This window comes from Ruegeria lacuscaerulensis (assembly GCF_013034685.1).
Taxonomy (GTDB): Bacteria; Pseudomonadota; Alphaproteobacteria; order Rhodobacterales; family Rhodobacteraceae; genus Ruegeria; species Ruegeria lacuscaerulensis_B.
This window is the reverse complement of record NZ_WQGO01000001.1, coordinates 667062-681980: the sequence shown is the minus strand read 5'-3', so window position 1 is coordinate 681980 and position 14919 is coordinate 667062. Positions and strand designations below refer to the sequence as shown.

Genomic DNA, 14919 nt, shown 5'->3' with positions numbered 1-14919 from the left:
ATTCAGACAGGTTGACCCCATGACAAACCACATCTCTCTCGCGCAAGGGCGCGAGTATCTGGCCATTCCGGGCCCCTCAGTGATGCCGGATGCCGTGCTGCAAGCGATGCATCGGCCGTCGCCCAATATCTATGATGGCGCACTGATCGAGATGATGCCCGACCTGACCCGCGACCTCAAGCGCGTGGCGCGAACCGAACACAACGTGGCGATCTACATCGCCAACGGTCACGGCACGTGGGAGGCGGCACTGTCCAACGTGATCGCTCCGGGTGAGGTGGTTCTAGCCCCAGCGTCTGGCCGCTTCACCTATGGTTGGGCCGAGATGGCCGAAGGCATAGGCGCCAAGCCGCAGTTGATTGATTTTGGGACCTCTTCGCCTTGGCATTTTGACCTCATCGCTGAAGCATTACGCGCCGACGAAGCACATGACATCAAAGCCGTTTTGGCAGTGCATGTGGATACGTCGACTTCCGTGCGCAACGACATTCCGGCATTGCGTGCCCTGCTGGATGACTTAAGCCATCCCGCTCTACTAATGGCCGATTGCATCGCATCGCTCGGGTGCGACCGGTTCGAGATGGATGCATGGGGCGTCGATGTCATGGTCACCGCCTGCCAGAAAGGGCTGATGACCCCGGCAGGAGTGGGCTTTGTCTTTTTCAACGAAAAAGCCGCCGCCAAACGCGTCACCATGCCCCGCGTTTCGCAATACTGGGATTGGGTGCCGCGCGCCCAGCCTGACCTGTTCTATCAGTATTTCGACGGTACCGCGCCGACCCATCATCTCTACGGCTTGCGCGCCGCGCTCGACCTGATCCACGCCGAAGGGCTCGAACATGTTTGGGCGCGCCACGAGCGCCTTGCCACCGCCATCTGGACCGCCTGCGAGACATGGGCAGAAGGCGGCGCGCTGCACCTGAATGTAGCCGACCGCGCGCATCGCAGTCACGCAGTCACAGCGCTGCGCCTATCAGACGGACAGGGCACTCCGCTGCGCCATTTCACCGAGACCCAACTCGGCCTAACCCTAGGCATCGGCTTGGGGATGGAGGACTGGGACGGCTGCTTCCGCCTCGGCCACATGGGCCACGTCAACGCCCAAATGGTGATGGCGATGCTGGGCGGGGTCGAAACCGCGCTCGCAGCGCTGAACATCCCGCGCGGTAAAGGCGCGCTCGAAGCCGCCGCAGCCACTCTCGCGGCCTAAAGCGCAGTTCCGCCCTTCATCTGGCTAAAAATATCCTCGGGGGGAAGCGCGCCCAAGCGCGATGGGGGGCAGACAGCCCCCCGCTCGCTCACCACACGAGCCCAGCTCAGGGAAAACGCGCCAGCGCCTCAGCCAGCGCCTTGGGCAAAGCTGATGCAAACGCATCCAGATCCTTCTCTGCACCGCAACTGATCCGAACGCATCGGTTCTGAGGCGCGGCAAACGGCATCCGCACGAAAATGCCCTGCGCAACCAGCGCGTCCAGCACCGCCTTGGCAAACTCCCCGTCACGCCCGCAATCAATGGCAACGAAATTGGTGGCCGAGGGCAGGGGTTCCAACCCGTGATCCCGCGCGATGACACCAATGCGGTCCCGCGCTGCCGCAATGCGTTGCTGAACATGGGCCAGCCATTCATCATCCTGCAACGCCGCCAAGGCCCCCGCCTGCGCCGCGCGGTTCATTCCGAAATGATTACGCACCTTGTTGAATGCTGAAATCAACGCCGGTGCCCCGATCCCATATCCAACCCGCGCGCCTGCCATGCCGTGAACTTTGGAAAAGGTACGCATCCGGATCAGACGCGGGTCGTCTGCATCAACCGGGGCGACGGTGCCCTCGGGGGCGCATTCTACATAAGCCTCGTCAAGAACCAGCACGCAGCCTGAAGGTAGCTTGTCCATCGCGGCGACTATATCCGAACCCCTGTGCCAACTGCCCATCGGATTGTCCGGGTTGGCCAGATAAACCAGCTTGGCACCTACCTCGGCCGCCTTGGCAAACAGCGCCAGAGGGTCCTCATGGTCATCTCTATAGGGCACCTTGTGCAGCACCCCTCCGAACCCGGCCACGTGGTAGTTGAAGGTAGGATATGCCCCGTCCGAAGTCACAACAGCATCGCCCGGCCCGACAAATAGGCGCACCAGATACCCCAGCAGCCCGTCAATACCCTCGCCCACAACGATATTTTCAGGCGAAACGTCATGGTGATCCGCCAAAGCATGGCGCAAGTCGTGGTTTTCGGGATCGCCATACATCCAGATCCCGGTCCGCACCATCGCCTCGATCGCACGCGGGGAGGGGCCAAAGACGCTTTCATTGGCGCCCAATCGCGCCAGAAAAGGCGCACCGCGCTGCCGCTCCTGCGTTTCAGGGCCGACAAAAGGCACGGTGGCGGGCAGGGATTGGGCAAGGGGGGTAAAGCGGAACTCTGTCATGAAGGCAGATAAACGTAAGGTCATCCGTCAGGCAAGCTTGCGCTGCGGGCAAAACACCCGCACCCTTGCGCCAAGCCACAACGGAAGGAGCGCACATGCGCATCGCAATCGGTCTGATCCTAATTGGTCTCGCCTATCTGCTTTTTTGGCCGGTCGCAGTTGAGCCCGTCGTCTGGGACGCCCCAAAGGCCCCTGGTTTTACGGGCGAATTCGCCGAAAACAACGCGCTGGATCGGCTTGAACTGATCTCCCTGCCCGACGGCGAGGAGGGCCCTGAAGACATTGCTGATCTGCCTGATGGCACAGTCTTTACGACCACACAGTCCGGAGCGCTCTATCGCATTGATCAGGATGCGCCGCAGAAGGTCGACGATCTTGGCGGCCGGCCGTTGGGCCTGAAGGCCGCTCCTGACGGAGCCCTCTATATCTCGGACAGCTATCGCGGACTGATGCGCTGGACAGGGCCGGGGAGTTTGGAAACGCTGGTCTCTGAAATTGACGGCGCACCGGTCATCTACGCCAACAATCTGGATGTCGGGCGTGATGGCACGGTTTATTTCTCGAACTCGTCTGACCGTTTCGACCCCGAGACCATGGGGGGTACCAAACCCACTTCGGTTCTGACGATTTGGGAGCAATCGCCCACTGGCTATGTCGCCCGCTATTCCCCGGATGGAGCCGTCGAAAAGATCGCCGAAGGTTTCGTTTATACCAATGGGGTCGCGCTGTCGCCCGACGAAGATTTTCTGCTGATCGCTGAGACCGGGCGCGCACGAGTGCACAGGCTGTGGTTGACTGGTCCCAAAGCGGGAACACAAGAGGTGTTTCTGGACAACCTGCCGGGCTATCCGGACAATATCAAAGCCCAAGGCGACGGCACCTATTGGCTGGCCTTCGCCAGCCCGCGCGTACCGACTGAGGCGCTGATGCCCTATCCGTTTCTGCGCAAGGTGATCTGGCGGTTGGGGCCGATGGTCCGGCCTGCCCCGATCCATCGGGGTATGGTGATCCGCTTCGACGGCGACGGGACGATCCTGCAAAATCTGCAAGACCCCGCTGGACGCTTGGGCATCACGACCGCAGGGCGGATTGTAGGTGATGACTTCTATGTCATGACACTGGATTCGCCGTGGTTCGGCCGAATGCCTGCCGAAAAGCTGCCCTAACGTTGATCTGGAACTTGGTGGCACTTGCAGGCATGCTTACCTCAACCGGTAATGGGAGGTCCGCATGTCACGCGTATCCGTCGAATACAAAGATCACATCGCTCATGTCACGCTGACGCGCGGCGACAAGATGAACGCGTTGGATGACGCGATGATCAAGGCGATTTTGTCTGCGGGGCAAGAAGTGGCGGCTTCGGACGCGCGAGCGGTGGTGTTGTCGGGCGAAGGTAAGAGTTTCTGCGCTGGTCTGGATATGGCGAGCTTTGCCAAGATGGCCCATATCGACCCGCGCGAATGGCTGATGGCCCGCAGTCACGAAGATGCCAACGAGATGCAGGAACTGGCCCTGATCTGGCGACGCCTACCCATGCCGGTAATTTGCGCAATTCAGGGCGTGGCCTATGGCGGCGGGTTGCAGATCGCCTTGGGTGCGGATGTGCGCATCGCGCATCCTGACACCAAACTGGCCGTGATGGAGATGAAGTGGGGCATCATCCCCGATATGGGCGGTATGGTGTTGCTGCCCAAGCTGGTCCGCTCGGACGTTCTGCGTCTGTTGACTTATACTGCGCGGCCTATCGGTGCGTCGCAGGCGGCGGATTGGGGTTTGGTGACCAAAACCTCTGACGATCCACTGACCGAGGCCATAGCGCTTGCCGAAGACATCGGGGGCCGCAGCCCGTCGGCCATCCGCGCTGCCAAGCGGCTGATCGATCTGGCCGAAACTCAACCTCGCGCCGAGGTGCTGATGGCCGAATCCGCCGAACAGGTTGAGTTGATTGGCAAGCCCGAGCAGATGGAGGTCATCGCGGCCCAAATGCAAGGTCGCAAGCCCGTCTTCAAGTGATCAGCGCATAAATGCACAGCGGGCGTCGCGGGCCATGTTATAGCGCATCTCAAGATCGGCGATGCGCGCCATCGCCCGTTTGCGCGCTTGCGGATCGCTCAGTGTGGCATAGTCCTGCCTGGCAGCGTCGAGTTGTTTCTTGATCGTGAATTCTTCGGGCAAAACACCGGCCTGCGCCATGATCCGATGCCCGGCGGCCAAAGCAGGATCGGTTTGCGCTTCGCCGGATCGGTCGGGCAGGGGGCGGCCTTCGCCTTCAAGGCCCTCTAGCTGCCCCTCGGCCTGCGCCTTTTGGATCTGGCGTTCGATGAGTTTTGCTAGCGACCCGAACATGGCGCTATTCTAAAGGCTGTCTCTGAAACTGAAAACCCCGCCACGGGTGGTGCGGCGAGGTTTGGGATTTCCGTATATGGAACGAGAAGAAGATCAGGCTATTTCTTCCAAACGGGCCAGCGCCTCGTTCAGTTTAGCCTCTTCTTCTTCGCGGGCGGCGAGGTTGGCTTTGGCTTCTTCGACAACCTCTTCCGGGGCCGAGGCCACGAATTTGGGGTTGTTCAGACGCCCGCGCAGACCGCCCAGTTCCTTGGCCAGCTTGCCTTTGGCTTTTTCCAGCCGTTCCTTTTCGGCACCGATGTCAATGATATCCACCAGCGGCAGGCCGAAGGACGCGCCGGGGGCGGCGATGGAAATCGTGCCTTTGGGCAGCGCATCGGCCTTGGTCAGGCTGTCGATCCGGGCCAGACGCTTGATCAGCGCCTCGTTCCGGTCCCATGCGGCTTGGCCGTGGGCGTCGATTTCTGTCACCAGCATCGGCACGTAGAGCCCCGCTGGAACCCGCATCTGGGCACGGGCCGAGCGGGTGTTTTCGATGACCGAGATCACCCAGTTCATCTCACGATCCGCATCGGCATCGACCAGTTCGGTGCCATATGTCGGCCAGTCGGCGTGGACGACCATTTTCGCGCGGTCGCCGGTTAGGCCCCACAGTTCTTCGGTGATGAAGGGCATGATCGGGTGCAGCAGGACCATGCACTGATCCAGAACCCAGCGCATGGTGGCGCGGGTTTCGGCCTGCGCCTCGGCGTCATCGCCTTGCAGCAGGGGTTTCGACAATTCCACATACCAGTCGCAGACCTTGCCCCAGACAAAGGCGTACAGCCCGTTGGCCGCGTCGTTGAAGCGATAGCTTTCCAGCGCCGCGTCGACCTCGGCCCGCACGCGGGCGGTTTCGCCGATGATCCAGCGGTTTACGGCGGCTTTGGGCTTCAGGTCGGCCACATCCAGTTGCGGAACGGCGTCGGTGAAGACCTCGTTCATTTCGGCAAAGCGGACGGCGTTCCACAGCTTGGTGCCGAAGTTGCGATAGCCGGTGATGCGCTCGCGGCTCAATTTCAGCACGCCGCCAATCGCCGCCATCGAGGCATTGGTAAAGCGCAGCGCGTCGGCGCCGAATTCGTCCACGATCTCCAGCGGGTCGATGACATTGCCGGTGGTCTTGGACATCTTCTTGCCCTTCTCGTCGCGGACGAGCTGGTGCAGGTAGACGGTGTGGAACGGGATCTGATCGACCACGGCCAGTTGCATCATCATCATCCGGGCGACCCAGAAGAACAGGATGTCGAAGCCGGTGATCAGAACGTCCGTGGGGAAGTAGCGCTCCAACTCCTCGGTCTGCTCGGGCCAGCCCAGCGTGCCAATGGGCCAGAGGCCGGAGGAGAACCACGTGTCGAGGACGTCAGGATCGCGTAGTATCAACACAAAATTGGGCGACCCATCAGGTTTCGAAACTTGTTTGCCGGTTTGAGAAAGGCCAGTTGCAGTCTCAATTTCGTCATCCCAAAGGAATTTCGCGTTTTCTTGTGGTGTGTCGTATGCGAATTCGACTCCGTAATAGTCTTTGGCCTTTTGCTCGGCTTCTTCCTCGGAAGTCGCACAGAACATCACTTCCATGCGGTCGTAGTCAAACTTTCCGGTTTGCTCGTCGCGCGCAGGCCCATACCAAACCGGTATCTGATGCCCCCACCACAGCTGGCGCGAGATGCACCAGGGCTCGATGTTTTCCAGCCAGTGGTAATAGGTTTTCTCGCCCGACTCGGGGATGATCTTGACCGTGCCGTCCTTGACCGCATCCAGCGCGGGGCCGACGACCTTTTCGGCATCGACAAACCACTGATCGGTGAACATCGGTTCGATCACAACCTTCGAGCGGTCGCCAAAGGGCTGCATGATCGGTTTGCTCTCGACCAGCGGGACCAGCGCCGCCGGGTCGTCATCCTCGCCCAGCTTGGTGCCCAGACGCGGGTCATCCGCGCGGGTCATGACGGCCAGACCGTCGGCGGTGATTTCCTCGACGACCTTCGCGCGCGCCTCGAACCGGTCGAGGCCGCGCAGGTGATCGGGGATCAGGTTGATCGCGTCGATCTCGTTTTCTGTGAAGTCCTTGCCGCGCGCGTATTCCTGCGCCAAACCCGCAGCCTCGGCATAGGGCGCCCCATCGGCCCGCATCGCGCCTTTGGTGTCCATCAGGCGGTACATCGGGATGCCGCCGCGCTTGGCGACCATGTTGTCGTTGAAGTCATGCGCGCCGGTGATCTTCACCGCGCCCGAGCCGAAGTCGGGGTCGGGATATTCATCGGTGATGATCGGGATCTGACGGCGATGCTCTTTCGGGCCAACCGGGATTTCGCAGAGTTTCCCGACGATTGGCGCGTACCGCTCATCCGACGGATGAACCGCAACCGCGCCGTCGCCCAGCATGGTTTCGGGGCGGGTCGTGGCGATCGAGATATAGTCGCGCTCTTCCTCAAGCACGACGTTCCCGTCCTCGTCCTTTTCGACATAGGTATAGGTCTCGCCCCCGGCCAGCGGGTATTTGAAGTGCCACATGTGGCCGGGCGTTTCGATGTTCTCGACTTCCAAATCCGAGATCGCGGTCTCAAAATGCGGGTCCCAGTTGACCAACCGCTTGCCGCGATAGATCAGACCTTTCTCGTACATATCGACGAAGACTTTGATCACCGCGTCGTGAAAATTCGCAGAATTTTCGTGGCCGGTACGCGGATCACGCGGTGCGCCCGCCATGGTAAACGCATTGCGCGACCAGTCACAGCTGGAGCCCAGCCGTTTAAGCTGTTCGATGATGGTGCCGCCGTATTCGCCTTTCCATTCCCAGACCTTGTCCAGAAACGCCTCGCGCCCCAGCTCACGTCGTCCGGGTTGCTGGGTATTGGCTAGCATCTTTTCCACCTGCATCTGGGTGGCGATACCGGCGTGGTCCTGTCCGGGCTGCCACAGCGTGTCGAAGCCGCGCATCCGGTGCCAGCGGGTCAGGATATCCTGCAGCGTGTTGTTAAACGCGTGCCCCACATGAAGCGCGCCCGTCACGTTGGGCGGCGGGATCATGATGGTAAAGCTTTCGTCGCGCGAACGGTTCGCGCCTGCCTTGAAGGCTCCGGCCTGTTCCCAGGCCTCGTAGATGCGGGCCTCGGCCTCGGCCGCGTTGAATGTCTTTTCCATCGCCATGGGGTGCGTCCTGCGTCATCAATCTCGGGTCAGCGATTGCAATAGCGAATGCGCGCAGGAAGGGGAAGGGTGCGTGTGCTATCCGGCCTGGGCAAATCGGGCACGGAAGTAATCCTGCACCCTCTGATAGGCCGGTTCGTGGAAATCCAGCGTCAGCAGAGAGTGATCCTTGCCCTCATATTCCTGTGTCTCAAGGTCATCACCAAAGCCGTCTTGTAGCGCGCGCATCAGCCGTTCCGGGGCCAGCTTGTCATCCGCGTATCGCATCGCAAGCCCCGGACCTTTGGCGGCCATGCCCGCACGGGCTTGTGCGATGTCATCGGAGCTCATGTGCAGTGTATTGCCGCCAAAGACCGGCAAGGCTGGCTGGCTGGCGACGCCGCCCAGAACCGCGTCCTCAGCCATCAGGGTCAGAGCGAAACTGCCGGTCAGGCACATACCGATGACACCCACGCCTGCTGCGTTGTCGCGGGACTTGATTTCGGCCGCCAGCGATCGCATCCAGCCCGCAATGGGGCTCTGACGGCCTTTGAGGAACATGTTGAACTCGCGCCGGACGCAGAACAGTCGGGCCATGTTGCGGCCCATCGTGACTTTGCCATAGGTGCCGAACATATGCGGCAGGTAGACACGAAACCCCGCCCCGTTCAGGCGTTTGGCCAGATCCAGCGTTTCCGGCCCAATCCCGGGCAATTCCTGCAGGATCAGGATGGGTGGGCCTTCGCCCCCAGCATAAACGTCATGGGTTGCGGTCTTGCCGCTCGTCATCGCGGCAGAGAAAGGGAAAACGGTATCATGTGTCCAGGTCATGGGGTCTGAGGCTATCGGAAACCCGCAGAACTTAAAGTCCAAACCCCTGTCTTTTTCTGGACATCGCCCACACTCGGGCTAGGGTCGCCTTCGGAACCGCGCAGGAGGGTCGCCCCATGGAAAAATTCGGCAGAAGCCAGCCCGTGAAACGGACCGAGGATCAGAGGTTTCTGACCGGGCAGGGGCACTACATGGATGATGTTGTACCAGAAGGTGCCCTGCACGCCGTGTTTGTCCGCTCGCAGGTGGCGCATGGGGTGATCACGGCGCTTGATCTGGACGCGGCGCGCGCAGCTGATGGGGTTCGGTTGGTGATGACGCTGGAGGATTTGAAAGAGGCCGGGATCGACACCGTGATCAATGCGTCGACGGTCAAGAACCGGGACGGCTCGCCCGCAGCAGCGCCTGCGCGTCACATGCTGTCGACTGACCGAGTGCGCTTTGTTGGCGAACCGATCGCGGTGGTTATTGCTGACACTCAAGCCCAGGCCCGTGACGCCGCCGAACTGGTCTTGGTCGAGATTGACGAACGCCCCGCCAAGCTGGACGTGGATGCGGGCGGAGAGACCTTGCACCCCGAAGCGCCGGACAATCGCGCCTTTGACTGGGGTCTGGGCAACGAGGCCGCGACCGAGGCCGCGTTTCAGGCTGCGGCGCACACTGTATCGCTCAACGTGGTGGACAACCGCGTCATCATTGCCTCGATCGAGCCGCGCGGCTGTCAGGCCAACTGGGTCGATGGCCGTCTGCATTTTGCCTATGGCGGACAGGGCGTCTGGGCCATGCGCGCTCAACTGGCGCAAAAACTACGGGTCGAGCCTGAAGACATCCGTGTCACCACTCCGGATGTGGGTGGCGGCTTTGGTATGAAGGTGATGCCCTACCCGGAGTATTTCTGCACTGCCGTTGCGGCGAAGAAGCTGGGCAAACCCGTGCACTGGATGTCCGACCGGTCCGAGGCGATGCTGTCCGACCATCATGGCCGCGACCTGACCTCGCTGGCCGAACTGGCCTTTGATGCCGATCACCGGATCACGGCCTATCGCGTTCACAGCAAGATCAATCTGGGTGCCTATAACAGCCATTTCGGGCAGGCGATTCAGACTAGCCTGTTTAGCAAAGTTTTGATGGGCGTTTACGACGTCCAGACGACCTATCTGCGGGTCGAAGGGTTCTTTACCAACACCACACAGGTCGATGCCTATCGCGGTGCGGGCCGCCCCGAGGCGATTTATGTGCTAGAGCGCGTCATGGACCGCGCCGCGCGCGAACTGGGCGTGGACCCGTGGGAGCTGCGCCGCAAGAATTTCATCCGCCCCGAGGCGTTTCCCTACACCTCTGCCACCGGCGAGACCTATGATGTGGGCGACTTCAACATGATCCTGTCCCGCGCGGGCGAACAGACTGCGGGGTTTGCCGCCCGCAAGGCCGCCGATGCCGAACGCGGCCTGATCCGCGGGCAGGGCCTATGTTACTATATCGAAAGTATTTTGGGGGACCCTTCCGAGAACGCGAAAGTGGAGTTCTGCGAGGATGGCACCGTGAACCTCTATGTCGGAACCCAATCGAACGGGCAGGGGCATGAGACGGTTTATGCCCATTTCCTGTCAGATCAGACCGGGATTCCGGTGGACCGGATCAATGTGGTGCAGGGCGACAGCGATCAACTTCCTCATGGTGGCGGTACTGGTGGGTCTCGGTCCGTTACGGTGCAAAGCACGGCCACACTGGCGACAATCGACGTCATGATCGCCGCATTCACGCCCTATCTGGCTGATAAGATGGGGGTGGAGGAAAGCGATGTGACATTCGATCACGAAGCCTTTCGCGCGCCGGGGTCGAACCTGACGCCCACCCTGACCGAGGCCGCGGATATGGCCCGCGCCGATGGCCGTACTGATCTGCGGCAACATCATGCGCGCGCCAACCTGGATGCGCGCAGCTATCCCAATGGCGCACATGTTGCCGAAATCGTCATTGATTCTTACACCGGAGAAACCTGGGTCGACCGCTATACAGTGGTCGATGATTTTGGTAACCTTATCAACCCGATGCTGGCCGAAGGGCAAGTACATGGCGGTGTGGTCCAGGGGATCGGACAGGCGCTAACCGAGCGTGTTGTGCATGATGCGCAGGGGCAACTGCTCACGGCTTCGTTGATGGACTATGCCTTGCCGCGCGCCGCCGAGATACCCATGATTAAGTTTACCTCGGCGCCGGTTCCGTCAACTTCAAACCCGATGGGGATGAAGGGATGCGGTGAGGCAGGCACCGTGGGCGCGCTGGCCGCAGTGGCAAATGCGGTTCAGGATGCGCTCTGGGATCACGGGGTGCGACAGGCGGATATGCCTTTCACACCTCAAAGAGTATGGGAGTTGCTGACGCATGGATCTGTCGCGGCTGAGTAGAAAGGTACTGGGATGGCTCGGACGGCCTCTGCGGTCCGAACACTCAGCCGAGTCGCGCCACCGTGAACCGATCAGCCATGTGATTATCCTCGACGGGACCATGTCGACGCTGGAACCGGGCCGAGAGACCCACGCAGGCCAAACTCTGCGTCTGTGTTGCGAGATGGGCAGCAAGGTCTCGGTATTTTACGAAGCTGGGGTACAGTGGGACAACTGGAAGTCCTCGCTGGACGTGATGATGGGGCGGGGGATCAACCGCCAGATCAGGCGTGCTTACGGCTATCTGGCGTCGCGCTACAAACCCGGCGACAGGATTTACTTCATCGGCTATTCGCGTGGCGCCTACGGGGTGCGCAGCCTTGCCGGGGTGATCGACTTGATCGGGTTGCTCAAGGCCGAACACGCGACCGAGCGGAACATCAAGCAGGCCTATCGTCACTATGAGTGCAACGCTAACGGCAAGGCCGCGGCTGAATTCCGGCAAGCCTTCTGCCACGAGGATGTGGCGATTGAGATGGTCGGCGTCTGGGACACGGTAAAAGCGCTGGGCCTACGTCTTCCACTACTGTGGCGCTGGGCCGAAGAACGCCACGCCTTTCACAACCACCAGCTGGGCCCGGCCACCCGCCACGGCTATCACGCCATGGCGCTTGACGAGACCCGCGAAGTGTTCGAGCCGGTCTTGTGGAAATGTACCCCTGATTTCAAGGGCCATGTGGAACAAGTCTGGTTCCGGGGCACGCATGGGGATGTCGGCGGTCAATTGAACGGGTTCGAAGAGGCGCGCCCACTCAGCAACATCTCTCTGATCTGGATGCTGGACAAGGCCGAGATGCACGGCCTGCCACTGCCTGACGGATGGCGCGACCGCTTCCCTACCGATACCGCTGCGCGGTCAGTGGGCACATGGCGCGGCTGGGGTAAGATTTTCCTGCTGCGCAAGCACCGGAAAGTGGGCAAGGACCGATCCGAGAGGCTGCACGTCTCGGTCTCGCCGGATGATCTGCCGGGCTGGGTACCGATGCCGGATTTGCCATCACATCCGGCGCAGTGAAGGGCTGACGATTTGCTAACGGCTCCAATGATCACCAACACTTCAAAGTCCGGTTCGAGCCCAAAGCAGACATCTTAGGGAAGCAGAATTGGAGTTTTCGTGGCAACGCCAAAAGCAAGCTACATTAATTCGCCAAAACTGCCCAACCGACAGTTGGGCTGCCCGAGGCAATCGAGCCAGCCGCGAAGATGCTGGGGCTTTCAGCCAGAAGTGGACTTAACCTAAGTGGGGGGCTGCGTTGCAGTTGATCTGGCTATACGGGCCACAGAAAACAATGTCCTAAAGTCTTGCAGGTCTCGGCGTTTTCGCGCGAACGTCTGAGTCGGTGCGCGGCAAGTTGATCCTGTTGAATTTTTCGCATTTGTAAGCCGATTTGACCGGTCCCGTTCGAAATCTCTGCTGTGTTGGCCCTTGGAACACCGTCAATCGTGGCAGCTGCGTCTGACTGAATGTTGGACAGATTGCCGCAGGTTGTGCAACGCTAAGGCGCATGACACATGCGCTTAGGGAGGTAAAATGTCAGATACAAGTCAAAAAAAGATGCTCGACCCAGACCCTCGCGTCTGGGATTTCGAGACTGAATATGAACTCGGACAGGACAACATCAGACCCCTCGGGTTAGACATCCATAACCCTGTCTTCATCGTTTCTGGTTTGCTGATCCTAGGCTTCGTGATCGTGGCATTGGCCAATCAGGAAGCGGCTGCTGCATTTTTTGGCTGGCTTCGGCCGTGGCTGACCAGCACCTTTGATTGGTTTCTTGTGTTGTCGGTGAATGCGATCACCTTGTTCTGCCTGGCGCTCATTGTCTTGCCGGTCGGAAAGGTCAGAATTGGCGGAAAAGATGCGAAACCCGACTACTCGTATGCGGGTTGGATCGCAATGATGTTTGCCGCAGGAATCGGGATCGGTCTACTGTTCTTCGGTGTATTGGAGCCCGTGTACTACAACTTCTCGGAAGATGGGAATGCGCGCCCCTTAAACATCGACATCACCGAGCCCGGCAATGAGTATATCGGTGTTGTTGGTACGATCCATCACTGGGGTCTCGAAGGTTGGGCTGTGTACGCTGCAGTGGGACTGGCACTGGCGATTTTTGCATACAACTTGAACCTGCCGCTGACGCTTAGGTCGGCGTTCTTTCCGCTACTTGGTGAACGTGTCTGGGGCTTCTGGGGGCATGTCATCGACACGCTGGCCGTGTTTGCGACCCTCTTCGGACTAACCACCTCGTTGGGCCTCGGTGCGCAACAGGTTGCCGCAGGTTTGAATGAAGTGTTTGGCATCACGCCTTCGCCCACATTGACCGTCATCATCATTGTCGCGATCACGCTCATTGCGCTTGGTTCTGTTTTGTTGGGAATGGATGCCGGTGTGAAACGGCTATCTGAGATCAACATGATCATGGCTGTGGGGCTGTTTATTTTTGTGATCGCAATGACCGGGGTGGCGGCCGCAATTGCTCGTTACGTTTCAGTCATGGTAGACTATGTCACGCTGCTACCTGCGCTCTCCAATCCCTTTGGCAGAGAGGATGCCAGCTTTTTCCATGGGTGGACTACGTTCTACTGGGCATGGTGGATTGCATGGTCTCCTTTCGTGGGAATGTTCATTGCCCGGATCTCTCGGGGTCGTACGGTGCGTGAGTTTGTTCTTTGTGCCCTTATTGCTCCTACGGCGGTCTGCGCATTGTGGATGTCCACTTTTGGAGGGGCCGCGATTGACATGCTGAACGCAGGTAGCGCTGAAGGCGTCAAAGCAACCGTCATCGACAGTTATGCGCCAGAGGGCGCCCTGTTTGGCTTCCTCAAGGAGTTGCCTCTGTACAATATCGTCGCCCCGATCTCGCTGATTTTGATTGTGATCTTCTTTGTCACGTCATCTGATTCAGGGTCGTTGGTTATCGATACTATCACCGCAGGTGGTAAACTGGATGCGCCCGTTGTTCAGCGTGTTTGGTGGTGCACTTTGGAAGGTTTGGTTGCAATTGCGCTTCTTCTAGGCGGTGGATTGAACGCCCTCCAAGGTGCTGCCGTGTCAATGGGGATTCCATTTACACTGGTGATCCTCATTATGTGCTACTGTCTGTGGCTGGCTCTGCGATCCGAGTACAAAAAGCTGTAGCAAGCGGACAAAATCAATGATGGCTTCCTAAAATAAGGGAGCCATCACATCGGGTTGCCGAGGTTTTTGAATCGACTAGTGCCGAACAACAAAAACCGAGCAACTGGCATGTGTCACTACGTGGCTGGCGGTCGTTCCCAGGAGGTAATCCTGAATCTTTGGGTTGGCCGCCTCCATCACGATCATATCCACGTTGCGTTCATCGGCGAGCTTTACGATTTGCCGATGCACAGCACCGGTTCGAACAACAGTTTCTAATTCGACGCCTTCCGCCGGGTGATCTTTCACAAACTTCTCCAATTGCTCGCTCCAATAGCCAACAGAGTCGCGAATATTCAAGTTTCGCTCCATTTCTGGCGCAACTGTCACCACGAGAAGCCGCGCTTCTCTGCGCCTGGCCATTGCGATTGCTTCTTCGTAGGCGCTGTAGTCCAACCTGACGTGACGAAGGTTTAGCGGGCATAGGATTAATTTCGTATCACGTGGCATCTACAACATCCCGTTTCACGCATTTGGCCAATAAGTATTGAATGACTTTGCAAAGCGAACAGTCAAGAGCGAC

At 59.5% G+C, this 14919-nt stretch carries 11 protein-coding genes; 6 read left to right on the top strand and 5 right to left on the bottom strand.

Annotated elements, in window-relative coordinates; genetic code table 11:
- The first annotated feature begins 19 nt into the window (after positions 1–19).
- Positions 20–1210, top strand: a complete 1191-nt coding sequence (locus GOV80_RS03375) for a pyridoxal-phosphate-dependent aminotransferase family protein (protein ID WP_170782837.1) — start codon at positions 20–22, stop codon at positions 1208–1210.
- 106 nt (positions 1211–1316) lie between these two features.
- Here GOV80_RS03375 and GOV80_RS03370 read toward each other — a convergent pair whose 3' ends face one another.
- The gene (locus tag GOV80_RS03370; protein WP_170782997.1) at positions 1317–2426 is read right to left on the bottom strand and encodes a pyridoxal phosphate-dependent aminotransferase; all 1110 of its coding nucleotides are present in this window, start codon (positions 2424–2426) and stop codon (positions 1317–1319) included.
- A 95-nt stretch (positions 2427–2521) separates the two neighbouring features.
- Here GOV80_RS03370 and GOV80_RS03365 point away from each other — a divergent pair, with 95 nt between their 5' ends.
- Together GOV80_RS03365 and GOV80_RS03360 are read left to right on the top strand one after the other, a co-directional pair.
- Positions 2522–3592: an SMP-30/gluconolactonase/LRE family protein gene (locus tag GOV80_RS03365; RefSeq protein WP_170782836.1), complete on the top strand. Its 1071-nt coding sequence runs from the start codon at positions 2522–2524 to the stop codon at positions 3590–3592.
- Between the two features lie 64 nt (positions 3593–3656).
- Positions 3657–4439, top strand: coding sequence for a crotonase/enoyl-CoA hydratase family protein (locus tag GOV80_RS03360; protein WP_170782835.1), 783 nt, complete (start codon positions 3657–3659; stop codon positions 4437–4439).
- On the opposite strand, the gene GOV80_RS03355 is transcribed toward GOV80_RS03360, so the two are convergent.
- From GOV80_RS03355 to GOV80_RS03345, 3 genes are all read right to left on the bottom strand, one after another.
- Positions 4440–4772: a DnaJ family domain-containing protein gene (locus tag GOV80_RS03355; protein WP_170782834.1), complete on the bottom strand. Its 333-nt coding sequence runs from the start codon at positions 4770–4772 to the stop codon at positions 4440–4442. It lies immediately after the preceding gene.
- Positions 4773–4865: 93 nt separating this feature from the next.
- Positions 4866–7961 carry a valine--tRNA ligase gene (locus GOV80_RS03350; RefSeq protein ID WP_170782833.1) on the bottom strand — a complete coding sequence of 1032 codons (3096 nt, stop codon included), beginning with the start codon at positions 7959–7961 and terminating at the stop codon, positions 4866–4868.
- Between the two features lie 78 nt (positions 7962–8039).
- On the bottom strand, positions 8040–8771 hold the full coding sequence (locus GOV80_RS03345; RefSeq protein WP_170782832.1) for a dienelactone hydrolase family protein: 732 nt from the start codon (positions 8769–8771) through the stop codon (positions 8040–8042).
- Positions 8772–8887: 116 nt separating this feature from the next.
- On the opposite strand from GOV80_RS03345, the gene GOV80_RS03340 reads away from it, so the two are divergent.
- The 3 genes from GOV80_RS03340 to GOV80_RS03330 all read left to right on the top strand — a co-directional run bounded on the left by GOV80_RS03340 (position 8888) and on the right by GOV80_RS03330 (position 14357).
- On the top strand, positions 8888–11179 hold the full coding sequence (locus tag GOV80_RS03340; protein WP_170782831.1) for a xanthine dehydrogenase family protein molybdopterin-binding subunit: 2292 nt from the start codon (positions 8888–8890) through the stop codon (positions 11177–11179).
- The gene (locus GOV80_RS03335; RefSeq protein WP_170782830.1) at positions 11157–12233 is read left to right on the top strand and encodes a DUF2235 domain-containing protein; all 1077 of its coding nucleotides are present in this window, start codon (positions 11157–11159) and stop codon (positions 12231–12233) included. The genes GOV80_RS03340 and GOV80_RS03335 overlap by 23 nt, the downstream gene beginning before the upstream one ends.
- A 516-nt stretch (positions 12234–12749) precedes the next feature.
- Positions 12750–14357: a BCCT family transporter gene (locus tag GOV80_RS03330; protein ID WP_170782829.1), complete on the top strand. Its 1608-nt coding sequence runs from the start codon at positions 12750–12752 to the stop codon at positions 14355–14357.
- 75 nt (positions 14358–14432) lie between these two features.
- On the opposite strand, the gene GOV80_RS03325 is transcribed toward GOV80_RS03330, so the two are convergent.
- A complete protein-coding gene (locus GOV80_RS03325; RefSeq protein ID WP_170770030.1) occupies positions 14433–14846 on the bottom strand; it encodes a universal stress protein in 414 nt (137 codons plus the stop codon).
- Positions 14847–14919: the final 73 nt, after the last annotated feature.